Consider the following 16566-nt stretch of genomic DNA (forward strand, 5'->3'; position numbering starts at 1 on the left):
TTTGCTCTTTGGTCAAGGGGTGGCAAGGAAGGTTGGCGGCGTGGCGTCAGCCGCGTGCCGGACGACGACGGCGCCGATAAGGCCCGGGCTGGGCGCGAGGCTGTGGAGCGTCCAGCCGCAGGCTTTCCCCAGCAGGTTGTCAACGCGCAGAAACCGCGCCGGCTCGTCCGGCGCGAGCGAGACATCGAAGGAATCCAGCGGATAGCCAAGGCCAATACCGAGGGCCTTGACGAAGGCCTCCTTGCGCGTCCAGCAATTGAAGAAACCTAACGGTTGGTCACATGCATCGAGGGCACGGTAGGCCGCGTTTTCGCGCTGCGAAAAAAACTGTGCCGCGAGGGTTGCCGCCTCTGGCATGATTCGCACGGCCTCGATGTCGACGCCGATTTCACATCCGCGAGAAAAAGCATATGCGGCGAAATCATCGGCGTGCGTGACGCTGAAGTGCAGTTCCGAGTCGGCAAAGGGTTGCGCCAGAGCGGGTTTGCCGCTTTCCCCATAAACGAACTCGACAGCTTCGGGGCGCACCTGCAATCGCGTCCCGAGCAAGCGGCGCAACTGCGCGCGTGCCACGATATAGCGGCGACGATCACGCACAAAGGCAAAACGGCTGGCGCGGCGCCGCTCCGCTGCCGATAGCAGCGCTGCTGCGGCGTCAACCGCCGATGGCGCAACGTCAAGGCGCACTACCGCAACTTCTATTGCCGGGTTGTCGGTAGATAATTCCGCCGCTTTTGCGAGCATGGCATCCTCAGGTGAAAATGTCGCCGCTTTGCCGGCGGCGAACCATTGGCATCGACCTCAGGATAGGAATGTCAGATTATCGGCATTGTGTTGACGCCATGGTTTGAATGGCCCATATGGTCCATGCCCGGTAATACCGCACTTCGTGCGGCCACAATCGAACCTCCCGCGCCATGTCAAATCCGCGTATGCGGCGTGACGGATGCGGCCGGAGGAGTTCCATAGTCCATTAGGTGATGGTGCGGCCGAAAGGCCAGGCAGCGGACTTCCACCAATCGGCACATGTACCCATCAATTGGAGGCCACACGAATACGGATATGCTGCAAACAAAGCTGCAAGGCAGAAATATTTCCGCAGGATGCAGAATTCAAATTTATGGAGGACGTACCGACATCATGAGTGTCAATGGCAGATCAGGCGGTATCGATATGTCCTCGGGAAAACCACAGTGCAACCGGCGAAAACAGCAGCCAAGCCCCGTATGGCTTCGGCGTTTGCGGTTCAGTCCGCGCCTGCTGCCTTGCTGATCGGCCGCACCTGGAGCTTTGACCTGAGCCACCCGGACCCTGCGCCTCCGTTCCATCTGGCGCAAGGCTACTTCACATAGGAGTCGCCGTTAATTTTTTATCCTTGCGCCCATGCTTCGCCGGGAACGATCTGATTCGGGAGAAATGTGATGATAGTAGCCTTGCACCAACCGCACTTCCTGCCTTGGCTGGGCTACCTTGAGCGCATGGTTCAGGCGGATCTGTTCATCGTCCTCGACCATGTGCAGTTCGAACGCCGCAACTACCAGAACCGGACACGGATTCTGGTGAACGGTCTTGGACACTGGCTCACCGTACCGGTGCAGCAGCACTCGCAGCAAGAGCTTATCCTCGACAAACGCATCAACAACCCGCCGCTCGAAGATTCACGCTGGTGGGGCACCAATCATAGCCAGACGCTCAGGCATGCCTATCGCGACGCACCTTTTGTTGAGTATTACTTGCCCGCACTGAAGGAACTGCTGGAATCGCGCTGGGACCATCTGGTCGATCTCAACATGGCTACGCTCGATTTCCTTCGCGACGCGCTGGCCATCAGCACCCCCATGGTCAGGAGTTCAGAGCTTGGCGTGTCAGGATCGAAATCGGAACTGATCCTGAATCTGTGTCGTGCCGCGGGCGCAGATACCTATCTCGCCGGTATGGGTGGCTCGCGCGACTACCTCGACCGCGCTGCCTTCGCCCGTGCAAATATCGAGCTGGCCTGGCAGGACTTCCGCCATCCGCGCTACGCGCAATGTGGCGGAGGCGAATTTGTCGCCGGGCTTTCTGCTGTTGATGCGCTATTCAACCAGGGCCCGCATAGCCGCAGTTTCCTGAGCGGCAAGATCACAACTGATTACCCTCTCGCAGCGTCACAGCGCGAAGTTGCTCACGCCTGAGTTGAACGCATGTCATGGCGAACATTCTGATTTCCGTCGGCAATGCGTCCATCCGTCGCTATCTGGCGATGGCCCTCGAACTCAAGGGCCATCAGGTGTTCAAGGCCGAGAGCGACGAACAGGCCAGGGAAATGATTCGCGCCATCAAGCTCGACCTGCTGCTTATTGACGTATTGATGCCGCGAGCGGGCGGGTATCAGCTTGTCCGGCACCTGCGCATGGAAATCGGCACGCAGCTGCCGTCCGTGATCTTCCTCGCCTCTCCCTATATGGAAAGCGAGGCGCGCCTCTTGGCCGATGCTTGCGGCGTCTCCCGAGTCATCACCAATGTTACGGATTCGGACGCGTTCCTTGCCGCCGTCGCGGCTGCATTGTCCGAGCCGCCCACCCGGCGCGCGGAAGCGCCGGGCGGCAATGACACCGGCAACGGGCTGCACCGGATCGTCAACAGCCTCTACGGGCGGGTGGCGGAACTGAAAATGATCAACGCACGGTTGGGACACAACGCGGCCACGGGCGCCGCACAACTGGAAGTTGCGCGCTCCGCCTTGAAGCGGGAAGTCATCAAGCGCCTGCGGACCGAGCGGGACATGGCGTTGGAGAACCAGCAGCTGCGCGTCCAGTCGGTGCGCGACCCCTTGACCGGCCTCTACAACCGACGTTATCTGGAGGAATCACTCTCGCGCGAACAGAGTCGCGCCAGGCGTAGCGGCAAGCCGCTGGGCATGATGATGACCGACATCGACTATTTCAAGCGCTGCACCGAGACCTTCGGCCAGTCGGCCGGTGAAACAATGCTGCGCGAAGCGAGCCGATGCATGGAATCCATGGCGCGCAGCGAAGATATCCTGTGCCGCTATGGCGGCGAGAAGTTCGTGCTGATAATGACAAATGCCGCGCCGGAAATACTCTTGCGACGTGCCGACGCGCTGCGTACAGCCTTGACGAAACTTTGCGTCGAGCATGAACATCGCTCCATTGGCCCGATCACGCTCTCCATCGGACTGGCGAGTTTTCCCGATCAGGGCAGCAGCGCAGCTGAGGTATTGCACGCGGCTGATACCGCTCTCAATCAGGCCAGGTTAGCCGGGGCCAACCGCATCGTCGTCTGTGGAGCATTGGCATGAAGTTGGCCCAAGCCTGACCTGGTCAGGGTCCGGCCGCCCTTACCGGCGGCACGTATGCGAACTTCCAGTCAGCATAGCTCGGCGTACCGCCGCTCCATCCCAGTTCGGCCGGGAAATTGGCGCGTTTGAACGGACGACCTTCGGCCAGGCTATATACGCCCATGATGCCTCCACCGAGAGCCGGCACCAATCCCCATTGGTACGAGTTCGTCAGCGGATCCCGATAGGGCCGACGCAAATAGCGTCGTGTATTCGGCAGACGTTCGTCGCGCAGCAAGGCTTCAAGCGTCATCGGATAGGCCTTGATCCCTGGCGACCGCTCGTAATACTGCTCGATGGCACGGCGGTATTGCATGCCGACGAACAGCAGCTCGCTTTCCTTCGACCGCTGCTGCACCTGGTGCCAGATCGTGCTCGTTGCGGCGAGGACCGCCCCCATGGCTGCGATGACGATCAGCAGCGCGATAAATGCGACACCCCGCTGACTGGCGTCACCAACTGCTGTAAGGCGTGCCATCTTTGCCATTGCCTTCTGCTCCGCTCCTGATATCTGAAACGCGACCTTTGCCGGGATCGGCCGGAGCCACCACGATCCAGGTCTGGTCGCTGTCGGTGATCGGATCGGGCGGGATCCGCCGCAGGTACTTGCGGTCGGTCAGATCCGCGAGCTTGTCCGGATAGCGGTTGTTGTCGCCATAGAACTTGTCGAGAGCCTCGCGCATCTGGTGCAGGTTCTCACGCAGCACCGCCTCCTTCGCTGCATCGACGCGGCCGAAATATTGCGGCACCGCCAGCGACATCAATACAGCGATGATCGCCATGACCACCAGCAATTCGATCAGCGTGAAGCCGGCCCGAAATACTCGGTGGGCGAGGCGCGTATGTGTTCCGATTGTCGTGCTCATTGCGCTCACGCTCTCACCATTGCCGATAGGGAACGCCGTTGATGCCGGTATCCGGGCTGAGGGAATAGACGTCATAGACGTCGGCACCCCGCTGTGGCCGGTCATACTCGCTGAGATAGCTGCGCTGCCCCCAGGTATCCTCGGGCTTGAGCTTGGGATCGGCGAAAGGATCGCGCGGAATGCGGCGCAGAAAATGAATCGGGGCAGCGTTCGGACTCTTCGCATCCTTGACGCCCGTCACCAGCAGGGTGAGCGACTTCGGATAGCCTGAATCGCCCGATTGCACAACGATGCGCCCTTCGTCACCGGCCTGCTTGTAGTCATCGAGCGCGTCGCGGATCTGGTGTAACGCGCTGCGCAGCTCCGCTTCCCGGCCGCGCTTGACGACGAGTTCCTGCATGGGCAGGGCCAGAGTCGCAAACAGTGCGATCAGCGCCAGGGCCACGATCAGTTCGATCAAGGTGAAGCCCTTGTGGGGGCACGACTTCAAGGCGGCGACACCGTAATGGCGAAGGCGGCCGGGCTCACTGGTCCCAGAACCTGGCTGCCGCTTCCAAGCGGGTCGGTCGCCAAGGTAGTGATGCGGGTAGCCGTGCTCGGCTTGAGCGCGCGGTATTCGATTTCCACCAGTCGGCCGTCACCGTTGGCGCCCGCCATCGGGTCGTCAGTGCCGCCGGTGCGTTTCTGGCTCAGAACAATAAGGCCGTCGGCTGGCGCGATGCGCTTACTGAATGCGGTTTTCGCATTCCCTTGAGCCATGAATGCTCCCGGTATGACGTCGATGGCTTCCAGAACGGTCGGGTCGTACTTGACCTGGAGCGGAAAGTCCGTGATACCCACCTGACTCGATACCTGGAGAGCCAACTTGAAGGTCCCTCCGACTGCGACTTCAGCAGGGCCGTCCCAGTGCAACAACGCCGGAGCAGCGGCCGCCGGCTCCGGCGTGGCGGGAACCGCTGGTGCTGGGGCCGGGGTAGCCGGTGCCTTATCCGCATCATTGCTTGCCTTGAGCGGGACTGCTGAACGCAGGCGCGGATTGTTTTCCGTGCCGGACCAGAACTGACTCGGCACCTGGGACGGCGGCACGAGTCCGCGCACGATGCGCGGGGTGATGGAGAGCACGAGTTCGGATTTCTGGTTGTTGTTGCCCTCGTTCGCGAACAGGCGGCCAAGGACGGGAAACTGGCTCAGCCCGGGGACACGGTTGGCGGTTTTCCGGTCGTCGTCGTTGATCAGCCCGCCCAGAATCTGGGTCTCGCCGTCCTTGAGGCGCAGTACGGTCGCAGCATTGCGGCCGCTGATCTGGTAGGAGATGGTGCCGGATGCGCTCTTGCTCTGGGCACCGAGGGCACTGACTTCCAGCGCCAGCTTGATCGCAATCTCGTCGTTGGGATAGATGATGGGTTCCACCTCGAGCTTCAGCCCGACGTCTACGTATTGGACGTTTTCGGAGACGAACCCGGTTGATGTTGCAGTGGTGGTGATAATGGGCACGCGGTCGCCGATCCTGATCAGTGCCTTCTCCCTGTTGTGGGTGCGGATACGCGGATTGGCGAGCAGGTTGCTGGCATTCGCATCGTCTTGAAGATTGAGTATGAGCGGAGAAATTTCGGCGCCGACCCGGTTCGATTTGAGGTTCCCGAGATCCTTCAGCGTTAGCGTGTTGCCTGTGGAGGGCAGCGGTGTCAGGGTCAGTTGATTGGGGTACTGGATACCCAGGTTCTGCAACTGCGAACGCGTGACCTCGACGACTGCAAGTTCGAGCATGACCTCGGGTTCGGCGACATCCTGGGTGGCGACAAGTCGTTCGGCAAGCTGGATCGTCGCCGGCGTATCGCGCACGATCAGCAGGTTGAGCTTGTCGTCGGCATAGACGTGTTTCAACTTGAGCACCGTCTGCAGCATGGTCAGGACCTGCTTGGCTTCGGCGTTGGCGAGGAAAAAGTTCCTGACGACCAGATCCTGATGGTCGTCCTGCTTCGCCACCGTGTCCGGATAGATCAGCAGGGTCGTATCATTGAGCACGCGCTGTTTCAGCTGGTTCGTCGTCAGTATCACGTCGAGCGCTTGGGCCACCGAGACATCGCGCAGAAATACGGTGACCGCGAGGTTGGCGGGAACATCCTTGTCGAGCACGAAGTTCAGGCCGCTGTGGGTGGACAGCGCCTCCAGCACCTGTTTGATGTTGGCATCGTGGAATTCGAGCGTTGTCGGCTGTTGGAACGATTTGCGCAGGGCCGGGGTGACGACTTGCTCGCGGCCTGATTTTTCGGCAATCGACTGGTGCAGCGCGCGGGCTTCCGCCTGGGCCGGATTTTCTTCCAGCACCATAGTGATCTTGCGCTCCGCCGCCTCCAGGTCATTGGCGCCAATCAGGGCTTTCGCGTCGCTTATCAGCACCGCATGACGCCGTCCCTGTTCTGTTGCCACCAGGCCGGCCATTCCATCTGCATTAGCCGGGTCCAGGGTCAGGACTCGACGATAGAGGGCTTCGGCGGCATCGAAACGGCCGGCGGACTTTTCCACCTGTGCCTCCGCCAGCAAGCGGAACGCAATCCGTTGCTGCGCGTTGCGGTAAGCGTGGACGTATACCGGGTTATCCGGCGCTTCCCTGGCCGCTTGCTCCAGTTTGGCCAGTCCCTCTTCCTGTCTGCCGAGAGACAGCATTTCGATGCCCTGCCGATGGGCTGTTTCACCGGCGCATCCGGCAAGCGCCAGCATGACAGATGCAATCTGCCAGTGCCGGATTATTGATCTCAGACGGGTCATGAATGGTCTCCAACAACGAGGGTCTGACTAATGTTCATTGGCCGGTAGCGAAAGAGCAATTGCCCTTTCTCGTACTTTTCGACCCGGTAGTCGCTACCGATCGAGTCACCGACACTGACGACGAGAACACGCTCGCCCTGCGCCAGCATGAATGCGATGCCTTTGCCCGGCACGGCGATACGGCCGAGGAACTTGAAGGGCAGCGGAGGCGGCGGCTGTGGCGTTGTGTCGACAGGCGGCGGGGGTGGCTCCCAGGTTCGGACGGCAAAAACATCAGCGACTTGCTCGGCAGGAGCCACTGGTTCCTGGATGACGGCGGCTCCCTGGGATGGGCCGTCGGGCGCGCGTGGCGCTGCTGTCCTGGTCTGAGCAGCGCTGGGCATTGCGCTACTGGCTTGGGGATGCACTGCCTCAACGGATGGCGGGGGGCGGTTCAGCAGCCAGGACAGGGCCACTGTCGCAAGCAGGGTCGGCAGGGCCAGCCACCAGCGGCGCGGGAGTTTCGACAGCGGTTTCATGGCGTAGCGGCAAAGCCGTAAGACAAGCGAACCTGTGCGTCCACCGCCGGATCGCTTGCCTGCGAGCGCTGCAGGGTCAGTTCATCAAGGGAGGCCGACGTCGTCAGCGCCATGGCATCGCGCAAGTAGGCGCGCAGCGAAGGATAGCTGGCCTTCAACGGCATGCTGATTTCCAGTCGAGGGGGTCCATCCTTGCCCTTGAACTGATAGGAGGTGCGTTCAACAACCAGGCCGTGTTTTTCGGCAAGCGAGTTCAACTGCATCAGCAATTCGGGAGCCGCGGTCAGGGACGGCAGGCCTTTGGCTGTTCCCGCCCCCCGCGCAGAATCGGCGCCGTGAGCGGCATCGGCCAATGCAGCAGCAGTTGCAGCGAGTTGCACCTTTTCGTTTTCGAGGCTCGTGAGTTCGGTCCGCAGCGGCGCGATATTGCCGAAATAAAAAGACAGGCAAAACAGCAGCAGGCCGATGCCGACGACACCCGGCACGCCGAGCTTTTCCGGAACGACGATTTTCACCGTACGTCCCTCCGCCACTCGGTAACCAAGGTGAATCTGACCGGATGCTGCGGATGTGCCATGACGACCTCGGACTGCGTGAGATGGGTATTGGCGAACGCCGTTGCCGCCTGGAGACGCCTGACGTAGCCCATCGCTGCGGCAATATCCTTGGCTTCGCCGGTTATCTGCACTTCGTTGGCGCCCGGTTGCAGTCCAAGCAAGGTCATCGACTCGTCGCTGGCGGCTTCAATTGATGCAAACAGCATTTCCCAGCGCGCGGACGAATATGCGGCGCCGGTTTCTTCGCGACCGCCGGTTGACGACGGCGACGATGAGGAACTCTGGGCTGTCTTCAACAGGCTCTGCCGCTCCGCTTGACGCTTGAGCCGCGATACCTGTTGCTGGACGGCATCAAGTTCCGTGACAAGGGTGAAGTAACGAGCCAGCAATGCGCCGGTCACGATCAGGCTCGCGGTCAGCAGCACTACGCCGACGCGTCTGCGGCCGGGCACCGGCCGCTGATAGTCGAGCCAGAGGGGCCGCATCACACCAGGCCCCAGATGGCAAGGCTCGAGATGTCGTCAAAGCCGGGAAGTCCTGGCGGTTCGATCTTTTTGTGGCTCCAAAACGAGCCGGCCGGAAGGCGCGCAGCCTCGGTCAGGTCGCAAAGCCAGAGTATGCCGCCGGGCTGTCGCGCATTCAGTGCCCCTTCTTCCAGCAGCATCTGGGGAAGCATGTTGCCGTCACCGGCCCGGCTGTCGACGTACATCCACTGGCCATTCTCGATGAAGGCCAGGGTAATGCGGCCGGATTCCACCATGGTCAGGCAGCCCACGGACTTGCCGATCTGCTGCCGCACCCGGTTGAAGATGGACATGAAGCCGGGCTGTATCGAATACAACCGGCCGCGACTTTCGCAAACAGTGCGCAGGGCGGCAAGCAGAGAGCGCGGAACGCCGGACGCCAGCGTCTGCATACCGCCCGGCGCTGGACTGACGCGCAGTTCCCAGTCGCGGGCGAGATCGCCAAAGATGTCGCGGAATACGACCTCGGCCAAGGCTTGGCGTGCCGCTTCCGTCAAGCCGCGTGCTACCGGAAAGATGGCATGACGGACGTAATGGCCCGAGAGAACGATCGTGATATCGTGTTCGCGCCACGCCGGTTCGGCCAGCAGGTTTTCCAGGGCAGCCAGCCCCTTGTCCCACTCGGCGGTATTCTGTTCTTTTAGCGGAACCGTGTGCCGGTCCAGCAGGCGCGGGCGCAACAAGCCTTCCACCCACAGGGCTGAGAGCCGGTGGGGCGACAGGCCAATAATGATGCGCTCATGCCACAAACGTGACACGATTTATTTCCTCCAGGGTCGATTCGCCGCGGCGCACCAGATCGAGTGCAGTATCGCGCAGGGGGGTCATCCCGCCTCGCGCCGCCTCCTCGCGCAGTTGACGCAGCGGCGCCGCGTTAACGATCAGTTCGCGCAGGTCCTCGGTCAGTAGCAGCAACTCCGCAATCGCCTTGCGACCCTTGTAGCCTGTGCCGCGGCACTCGGCGCAGCCACGGCCCTTGCGAAAGTTGAAATCCTGTGCCGCAGCCGGGTTGATGCCGGAGTCGATGAGTTGATCGTCATTGGGCCGTTCCGCTACGCTGCAATGTGGACAGTTCACGCGGACCAGCCGCTGGGCGAGGATGCCGTTGATGGCCGAAACGAAACTTTGCGGCGCGACATCCATGTGCAAAAAGCGGCTGATGACGTCGAGGGCGTTGTTGGCGTGTACCGTGGTAAACACCAGGTGGCCCGTCAGCGCCGACTGGATCGCTATCTGCGCCGTATCGGCATCGCGGATTTCGCCGACCATGATGGTGTCTGGATCATGGCGCAGAATGGAGCGCAGGCCGCGGGAAAAAGTAAGACCCTTTTTTTCGTTGACCGGTATTTGCAGCACGCCGGGCAGCTGGTATTCGACCGGGTCTTCGATGGTAACGATTTTGCTGTGGCCGCTGTTGATTTCGCTGATCGCAGCGTAAAGCGTCGTGGTCTTGCCGCTGCCGGTGGGGCCGGTGACCAGCAGCATGCCGTAGGGTTCGCGCGCCAGGCGGCGCATCGTGCGCACGAACTCTCCCTCGAAACCCAGACTGTCGAGCGTCAGGCTGGTCATCTGCTCGGTCAGGGCCTGTTTGTCGAGGATACGCAGCACGGCGTCCTCGCCGTGGATGCTGGGCATGATGGAAACGCGGAAGTCCACTTCCCTGCCGCCAATGGCAACCTTGAAACGCCCGTCCTGGGGAACACGCCTTTCCGCAATGTCGAGTTCGGCCATGACTTTGATCCGCGATATCACCTGTTCAGCCGTCTGGCTCCCCTTCGGTTCGGCAATCGTCGACAGCACGCCGTCGAGGCGATACTTGACGCACAGCCCTTCCGTCGTCGATTCCAGATGAATATCGCTTGCCCTGACCTTGTAGGCATCGTACAGGGTGGAATTGGTAAGCCGCACGATGGGACTCTCCTCCATTTGGATGGTGTCCAGGCGCAGGACTTCGACGTCAGAGGGGATGGCAGCCCCTTGTTCCGCATAGTCGGGCAACGCGTCCATGGCCCGCATCGTCTCGCCATGGTGGGAGAGAACCGCGGCGATATCGCCGCCGCGAGCGAAGCGCAGTGCGAATGGACGGCGCAGATAAGCGTCCGCCCAGGGCATCAGCCCGGATGCCGAAGACTTGTCGGCTATCAGCATCAGCCTGCCGTCCGCGTCCATCATGGCGATGCACTGTCGCGGCGCAGCATCGGCATACGGCAGAATGTCAAAAGCCGGCGTCAGCGCATACAATTCGTCGATATCCAGCAGCGGCAGTTCGGCGCGCTCGACCAGTCGCCGGTCCACACGGATCTCTCGCCGGTCCAGTCTCGTCCTGCGCCGCTCCGCCAGCATGGCGGTGCCGTTGGCACCAATTGCCTGACGGTCATCAATGTTCATTGCACACTCCCGGCCAGTTCGAAAATCGGCATATAAAGCAAGACCACGATGAAGGCGATGAACAGCCCGATGGTCAGCATCAGCAGCGGCTCGAACAGGCGCGCGAACCAGTCGGCCCAGCGCGCAGTCTCTTCGTCGTAGAAGTCGGCGATGCGGGTCATCTTTTCGCCCATGTCGCCGGTCTTCTCGCCGATCCTGAGCAGATCGCTCGCTACCGGCGGCGCCAATCGACCGCGCTCCATGGCCTCTGAGAGCGCCACGCCGCCGCGAATCTCGATCAGCGCCCGATCCAGCGCCACCTGCATTTCTTCGTCCAGTAATTCCCGCGCCATCCCGAGCGCGGTGACGGCGGGAATGCCGCCATGCAGCAACAGGCCCAGAGTCCGATAGAAGCGGGCCAATGTGTAGGTCTGGGTGCGCACGCGCACGGGCGCCAGAGCCTTCGAATTCAGCAGCCGGCGCAGCAGGCTGCGCCACCCCGTTCTTTTGCGTTTGAAGAAGGCGACAACGGCGATGCCCAGTACCATCAATGCCACCAGGATTTGCAGTCCGTGGCTCTCAATCAGCGCGCCCCATTGCAGCAGGAGCTTGGACATGAAGGGCAGGTTGCTGCCGAAGTCTTCGTATACACGGCTGAAGCGTGGCACCACATACGTCATCAAAAACAGAATGACGCAACCGCCGACGCCAAGCAGCAGTGCCGGATAGATCGCCGCCGAGATCACGCGCTTTTTGATCGCATCCATGCGGCCGCGATACTCGATGAAACGGGCCATCGCGCTGCCGAGATCTCCGGTCTGTTCGCTGGCCGCCGTCAATGCCAGGTAAAGCGGGGGAAACTCCGCCGGGAATTCTCTGAGAACCGCAGAGAAGGACTTGCCTTCGCGCAGGCGACGGATCAGGGCCTCGATCAGGCGGCGTTTTTCGTCCGCGGTCTCCTTGCGCGACAGGGCGCCGAGACTCTCGATCAACGAGAGCCCGGCATCGAGCAGCGACCGCAGTTCCTGGCTGAACAGGAGTAAATCGAAGGACCGATCCTTGCGCTGGAATTTGTTCCAGCGCCCTGTTTGCCGGATCGAGACAACCTCGAATCCCTGATCGCCGATGTTGTTGCCGGCTTCCTCGGCGCTGGCCGCCTCCACCTGCAGAGCGGTGACTCCTTCCCCATGCCGATACGCTGTGATCTCGAAACGCATGAACGATCACCAGTTGGTGATGTCAGCATCTTCGCCGCTGCCGCCGGCCGCGCCATCCCGTCCGTAGGAGAAGAGGTCGATCTCCCCGTGATCGCCGGGGCTCTTGTAGACATAGGGCTTGCCCCAGGGATCGGGAGGGACACCCTTCTTGAGATAAGGGCCGGCCCACTTGCCGACCCCGCTCGGCTGTGCTGTCAGGGCACTGAGCCCCTGCTCGGTCGACGGATAGCGGCCGACGTCGAGCCGGTACGAGTCGAGCGCCTTCTCCAGGCCGTCAATTTGCGCGCGTGCCGTCTTGACTTCCGCCTTGCCGATCTGGCCGAAGTATTTCGGGCCGACATAACCGGCCAGCAAGCCGATGATCGCTACGACGACCAGCAGTTCGAGCAGGGTGAAACCGTTGTTCCTCCTTACCGAAAACATCATCCTCCTATGGCGCAGTGACATACGCCTTGACGCCGAACTGCATGGCCGGCGCTCCCGCTTCAGCGGCGCCGATGTCCGGCCCGGCGCCGAGATAGCTGTCATTGAAGTTCGGCAGCCGCACACCGCGGTCATAGCCCAGGCTGTTCGGGGCAAGCTGGTACATGCCGCCCGATTCGCTGGTCCAGCCGTTGCCCGACGCATAGGTCGGCAGGCCGTAGATCCCATTCGTTTCAGCGGCGCCGCCCATGTTGGTGCTGTTGTAGAGGTCGTAGCCGAAGTCGTTCGCGGACCCGCCGCTGGCCTGGAAGAGGGTTTTCGACGAGGTCCAGATCTGGAAGATGTTGTTGCGCGTCACCGTGTTGGTGATCGCCAGGCCGGCGCTGGTGATGGCGCTGCCGGTGCCTAGCCCATAGACGACGCCTGTCTGCGTTGCCTGCAGCAAGGTATTGTGGAACAGGTAGCGCCGGCCGCCGCCGATGGTTGCGTCCTTGGAACCCGACTTGGCGAACGGTCCGCGGGTGTCCGAATCCAGCGACACCTCGTAATTGAACCGGGAGCGGTTATAGACGTTGCGGAAGATGTAGAGCGGGCCGACAGAATCCACGGTGCTGGCAATGCCGGTTCCGGTCTGGTTGATGTAATTACCCCAGATGCGCACGTTGCGGTCACCACCCTCAGCCTCGATGCCGTCGTCCATGGCGTTCTGGATCAGGTTGCCGTAGATGTCCGAATCGGCGTTCGGCATGCCGATGGTACTGAAGTTGCTGGCGCCGCCGATGCCGTCCATGTAATAGTGGCCGCTCGGCCCCGCATAGATTTCGTTGTAGCGGATTACCATATTGCCGCCGCAATTTTCCGTTGCGATGCCGTTCGGGCCGACTGGATGGCCGAGCGCCCAGCTGTTGGTCGTATAGCGCGGGTCATGAATCCTGTTGCGCTGGACGATCAGCCGCACGAGCGTCTGATCGTAGCAGCGGGCACGGACAGCCGCATCCATGTCAACGCCAATGTTGCCTTCGCTGGTGGTGCTGCTGAAACGCCCCCAGCCGCTGATGTCGTTGCCCTCGATGACGACATCGTGAGCGCCGGGCAGCAGCCGAATGGCATCCGCCTGCGCGCCCTTCAGGATCAGCTCGCGGATGATCACGTACGGCGCGGAGACGGTGATATTGTAGGTCTGGGCGTTGGCGACGTCGATGGTGCTCTGGCCGCCCGCCGGGAAGGTGTAGAGCACATACCCGCTGGCGGTGCCGCCGGCAGTGATGGCCAGGGTCTTCGATGACGTGCCATTGGGCAGATAGACAGTCTTGGCCACCGGGAAGTTGTTGCTCCAGGTGGTGGCCGATACCTGCGCCGACGGCGCCTGGCCCGGCAGGCTGAACTGGACCACATAGCTGGTTCCCGGACTCAACTGCACCAGGCTGCCGCGGCACTCGTTGTTGCGCGCGTCATACCACATGGGCAGGCCGTTTTTCCAGGCGGTATCGCCCACCTTCTGGTAGCGTATCGGGCAGCCGGCCGAACCCGGGTTGGACGGCGGCGTCCAGTAGAGGCCGATCGACTCGAATGTGGTGATGGCCTTGGTGTTGGTTGATGGCAACGACGTCGCCGGCGGCGGCGCTGACGCTGTCAGCAAAAGTGTGGTCGTGGTGGTTGTCGCAACTGTCGTCGTTGTCGTCGGCGCGGCCGTGGTCGTCGTTGTCGTCGGCGCGGCCGTGGTCGTTGTCGTCGCTTTGGTCGTGGTCGTCGTTGTGGTCGTCGATGTCGCCGCGGCAGCCGTCGCGGTGGTCGCCGTCGCGACGGTGATTGCGCCGCCGCTGTCGACAGTCACGGTCTTGTCGCCTATCAGCACGGTCCAGACACCGCTGGTATTGGTGGCGCTTGCCGTCACCGCCGTGCAGCCGACGTTCATCAGCGCGACAAATTCAGCAGCCGGCAGCCGGGTGGTGCTGTAGAACTTGCCGTGCCATTGCGGCGCCCATGTCCCCGTGGGGTTGGCGGTGAACTGGTTGGTCTGGGTGAAATGCATCGCCGGGCCGCCAAGCATGGTGACGCACAGGCTCTGGCCGTTGTTCTGGATCGTTGCGGTCTTGTCCGAAGCGGAAGTCATCTGGTTGATGGAGTGAATGTTCCATTCCCATTGCCGATTCGTCGCAGAGGCGACGTTGTCATAAACCAGAATCAGGTTCGGCCGCAGATACAGCAGCGACCTTCGCGCCAGTGTGAGCGCGCCACCATAGGCGGATGTCGCGTCGCCGCTGACGATGTCGTAGGCGGCGCTGCTGCTGAAGCCGGTGATCTTGCCGTAGCCCTGCGTGCGGTTGGCCTCATAGAACAGTTGCCCCAAGCCGCCATCGTAGGTGATGGCATTGCTGGACCGTGTGGGGTGGTACCAGTTCATCCAGTGTGTCGTCTTATAGCCGTCGTAGTAGCCCGACTCGATCGCCAACCGCTGGCCGCCGGCGTTGATCACGAAACTGTTCTGGTCGGCATGGCTGTGGCTGAATGCGCCGTACGGCGGCCGGCTCGATTTGAAGTAAACGGAGGTGCGTGCCGTGTTCGACAGGTCGCTATGCATCGCCACCTCGCCCAAGGACCCAACATAGAGCGAGTTCGGCGTGCCGGCGGGGAACGGCTGCGGTCCCGAGAAGTCGGCAGGCGGTGCCATCAGGTACTCGATGCGAGTCTGATCCTCGCCGCTGAGCAGCGACATGTGCCAGCGGCCGAGCGGCGTAGGTGCAAAATAGGTATAGGCCTTGCCGAAGCGCGCCTGTAGCTCGGTGTCGTTTTTCTCGAAGCCATCGCCGAATACCGTGGTGCCACCCGCCATTCCGGGCGGTGTGAAGTAGGTGAAGAAGCGTCCCCAGTTGCGTACCCAGGCTTTCTGGGTCACATTGATACCAGTGGCATACTTCAACGCGTTCCAGAGCGGCAGCAGTTCGCCGTTGTCCCTGTTGCCCTGGGCGGTTGAACCGGCGGAGCCGCCTTGGTCGCCGCCCCATGGGCTGATTGCATTGAGAGCCAGCGGCAGGGAGTTCGTCACCCAGGTGGAGGCCTGCTTCAGATCGCCGGCGACCAGTGTGGAAACCACCGCCGTTATGCCTAGCGTCTGGTTGCCATACAAATCGCGAGGATATGTCGCGAGGCGCGAGCGCGTTCCTATGACGTCGTTATACATGGCGCCGATGCGGGTCACCAGCGTGTTCCGGATCCGGCTCCGCTGGGTCGAGGTCAGCCGCGGGTAGAGCCAGTCGTAGCCGAACGCGACGGTCCACGTCAGGTAGCGCGCGGCTTCACCCATGCCCGAATTGGAATACGCCGTGGGTCCGCTCGGATCCCACGAGGCAAGGTTCGTGACGCGGCGTATTGCTTCGTTGCAGTACGTGTCCTGATTGCTGTACACGCAGGCCATCATGGCAGCCAGAGCATTCGTGCTGTAGGTAAACGCCTGGTCGGCCGTGGTGCCCGGGGTCGGCAGCGGGTTCCCAAAGCGCCCGCTGACATCGTTGAGAAGGGTGTTAACTGCCGCGCTGCGCTGCGCCTTCATCGTCGCCAGCGTCGTGGCGTCGGGCAGGCTGCGCGGGTGAGCCTTGGCCGACACCGCCCTCAGCACATTGCTGATCTTCGGCACCAGGAAGGGCATGGAGCTGGAATCGACAATGAATCGGCGCTGTTTGCTTGCTGCGCCACCAACATAACTGACCGCCCACGAGTAGATACCGGCCGGCAAAACCTCGTCCCAGTTAAGCCAGTTCTGCGTCGCCGGCAGTGTCCTGATGTGGCCGTCGGGATAGGTGAGGGTCACCTGGTAGCCGCCGCTGGTGATTACGTCGGGCCAGCGAAAATCGGGTGGCGTCTGCTGCACGGTCACGCAATCGGGCGGCCGGATATCCTGGGCGTTCGGGTTGGGCGTCACCATCCAGTCGACCGTGGCGCTCGGCGTGCAGGTTTGCGCCATGGTTGCCAGAGGCAGCCCAAGCCC

Annotated in this window: 15 protein-coding genes; 2 read left to right on the forward strand and 13 right to left on the reverse strand. The window is 61.9% G+C overall.

Going from position 1 to position 16566, the window contains the following annotated elements:
- Nucleotides 1-12: 12 nt before the first annotated feature.
- A complete protein-coding gene (locus K5E80_RS04015) occupies nt 13-744 on the reverse strand; it encodes a 4'-phosphopantetheinyl transferase family protein (protein WP_220634948.1) in 732 nt (243 codons plus the stop codon).
- Nucleotides 745-1421: 677 nt separating this feature from the next.
- Here K5E80_RS04015 and K5E80_RS04020 point away from each other — a divergent pair.
- Nucleotides 1422-2174, forward strand: coding sequence for a WbqC family protein (locus K5E80_RS04020; protein WP_220634949.1), 753 nt, complete (start codon nt 1422-1424; stop codon nt 2172-2174).
- Nucleotides 2175-2188: 14 nt separating this feature from the next.
- On the forward strand, nt 2189-3301 hold the full coding sequence (locus K5E80_RS04025) for a GGDEF domain-containing response regulator (RefSeq protein WP_220634950.1): 1113 nt from the start codon (nt 2189-2191) through the stop codon (nt 3299-3301).
- Between the two features lie 22 nt (nt 3302-3323).
- Here K5E80_RS04025 and K5E80_RS04030 read toward each other — a convergent pair whose 3' ends face one another.
- From K5E80_RS04030 to K5E80_RS04085, 12 genes are read right to left on the reverse strand one after another with little or no spacing between them, the layout of a single operon-like run.
- Nucleotides 3324-3827: a type II secretion system protein gene (locus tag K5E80_RS04030; protein WP_220634951.1), complete on the reverse strand. Its 504-nt coding sequence runs from the start codon at nt 3825-3827 to the stop codon at nt 3324-3326.
- On the reverse strand, nt 3793-4206 hold the full coding sequence (locus K5E80_RS04035; protein WP_220634952.1) for a type II secretion system protein: 414 nt from the start codon (nt 4204-4206) through the stop codon (nt 3793-3795). Before K5E80_RS04035 ends, K5E80_RS04030 begins: the two co-directional genes overlap by 35 nt.
- Before the next feature lie 13 nt (nt 4207-4219).
- Nucleotides 4220-4696 (reverse strand): type II secretion system protein, encoded by a 477-nt coding sequence (locus tag K5E80_RS04040; RefSeq protein WP_220634953.1) that lies wholly within the window; start codon nt 4694-4696, stop codon nt 4220-4222.
- Nucleotides 4693-6975 (reverse strand): secretin N-terminal domain-containing protein, encoded by a 2283-nt coding sequence (locus tag K5E80_RS04045; RefSeq protein WP_220634954.1) that lies wholly within the window; start codon nt 6973-6975, stop codon nt 4693-4695. The genes K5E80_RS04040 and K5E80_RS04045 overlap by 4 nt, the downstream gene beginning before the upstream one ends.
- Entirely contained in the window at nt 6972-7493 is a 522-nt protein-coding gene (locus K5E80_RS04050; protein ID WP_220634955.1) for a hypothetical protein, read from the reverse strand. Before K5E80_RS04050 ends, K5E80_RS04045 begins: the two co-directional genes overlap by 4 nt.
- Nucleotides 7490-8008 carry a GspMb/PilO family protein gene (locus K5E80_RS04055; RefSeq protein WP_220634956.1) on the reverse strand — a complete coding sequence of 173 codons (519 nt, stop codon included), beginning with the start codon at nt 8006-8008 and terminating at the stop codon, nt 7490-7492. The genes K5E80_RS04050 and K5E80_RS04055 overlap by 4 nt, the downstream gene beginning before the upstream one ends.
- Nucleotides 8005-8535: a PilN domain-containing protein gene (locus K5E80_RS04060; RefSeq protein ID WP_220634957.1), complete on the reverse strand. Its 531-nt coding sequence runs from the start codon at nt 8533-8535 to the stop codon at nt 8005-8007. The genes K5E80_RS04055 and K5E80_RS04060 overlap by 4 nt, the downstream gene beginning before the upstream one ends.
- On the reverse strand, nt 8535-9332 hold the full coding sequence (locus K5E80_RS04065) for a hypothetical protein (RefSeq protein ID WP_220634958.1): 798 nt from the start codon (nt 9330-9332) through the stop codon (nt 8535-8537). Before K5E80_RS04065 ends, K5E80_RS04060 begins: the two co-directional genes overlap by 1 nt.
- Nucleotides 9313-10962 carry a GspE/PulE family protein gene (locus tag K5E80_RS04070; protein ID WP_220634959.1) on the reverse strand — a complete coding sequence of 550 codons (1650 nt, stop codon included), beginning with the start codon at nt 10960-10962 and terminating at the stop codon, nt 9313-9315. The genes K5E80_RS04065 and K5E80_RS04070 overlap by 20 nt, the downstream gene beginning before the upstream one ends.
- The gene (locus K5E80_RS04075; RefSeq protein ID WP_220634960.1) at nt 10959-12158 is read right to left on the reverse strand and encodes a type II secretion system F family protein; all 1200 of its coding nucleotides are present in this window, start codon (nt 12156-12158) and stop codon (nt 10959-10961) included. The genes K5E80_RS04070 and K5E80_RS04075 overlap by 4 nt, the downstream gene beginning before the upstream one ends.
- A 6-nt stretch (nt 12159-12164) precedes the next feature.
- Entirely contained in the window at nt 12165-12584 is a 420-nt protein-coding gene (gene gspG, locus K5E80_RS04080; protein WP_425514530.1) for a type II secretion system major pseudopilin GspG, read from the reverse strand.
- Between the two features lie 4 nt (nt 12585-12588).
- Entirely contained in the window at nt 12589-16542 is a 3954-nt protein-coding gene (locus K5E80_RS04085; protein WP_220634961.1) for a heparinase II/III domain-containing protein, read from the reverse strand.
- Nucleotides 16543-16566 lie beyond the last annotated feature (24 nt).

The organism is Georgfuchsia toluolica (assembly GCF_907163265.1).
GTDB classification, from domain to species: domain Bacteria; phylum Pseudomonadota; class Gammaproteobacteria; order Burkholderiales; family Rhodocyclaceae; genus Georgfuchsia; species Georgfuchsia toluolica.

Excerpts from the sequence above, each read along its gene's own strand:
- gspG (WP_425514530.1), bottom strand. The coding sequence starts at position 12,584 with ATGATGTTTTCGGTAAGGAGGAACAACGGTTTCACCCTGCTCGAACTG.
- K5E80_RS04015 (WP_220634948.1), bottom strand. The coding sequence starts at position 744 with ATGCTCGCAAAAGCGGCGGAATTATCTACCGACAACCCGGCAATAGAA.
- K5E80_RS04085 (WP_220634961.1), bottom strand. The coding sequence starts at position 16,542 with ATGGCGCAAACCTGCACGCCGAGCGCCACGGTCGACTGGATGGTGACG.
- K5E80_RS04060 (WP_220634957.1), bottom strand. The coding sequence starts at position 8,535 with ATGCGGCCCCTCTGGCTCGACTATCAGCGGCCGGTGCCCGGCCGCAGA.
- K5E80_RS04070 (WP_220634959.1), bottom strand. The coding sequence starts at position 10,962 with ATGAACATTGATGACCGTCAGGCAATTGGTGCCAACGGCACCGCCATG.
- K5E80_RS04030 (WP_220634951.1), bottom strand. The coding sequence starts at position 3,827 with ATGGCAAAGATGGCACGCCTTACAGCAGTTGGTGACGCCAGTCAGCGG.
- K5E80_RS04050 (WP_220634955.1), bottom strand. The coding sequence starts at position 7,493 with ATGAAACCGCTGTCGAAACTCCCGCGCCGCTGGTGGCTGGCCCTGCCG.
- K5E80_RS04020 (WP_220634949.1), top strand. The coding sequence starts at position 1,422 with ATGATAGTAGCCTTGCACCAACCGCACTTCCTGCCTTGGCTGGGCTAC.
- K5E80_RS04075 (WP_220634960.1), bottom strand. The coding sequence starts at position 12,158 with ATGCGTTTCGAGATCACAGCGTATCGGCATGGGGAAGGAGTCACCGCT.
- K5E80_RS04045 (WP_220634954.1), bottom strand. The coding sequence starts at position 6,975 with ATGACCCGTCTGAGATCAATAATCCGGCACTGGCAGATTGCATCTGTC.
- K5E80_RS04035 (WP_220634952.1), bottom strand. The coding sequence starts at position 4,206 with ATGAGCACGACAATCGGAACACATACGCGCCTCGCCCACCGAGTATTT.
- K5E80_RS04025 (WP_220634950.1), top strand. The coding sequence starts at position 2,189 with ATGGCGAACATTCTGATTTCCGTCGGCAATGCGTCCATCCGTCGCTAT.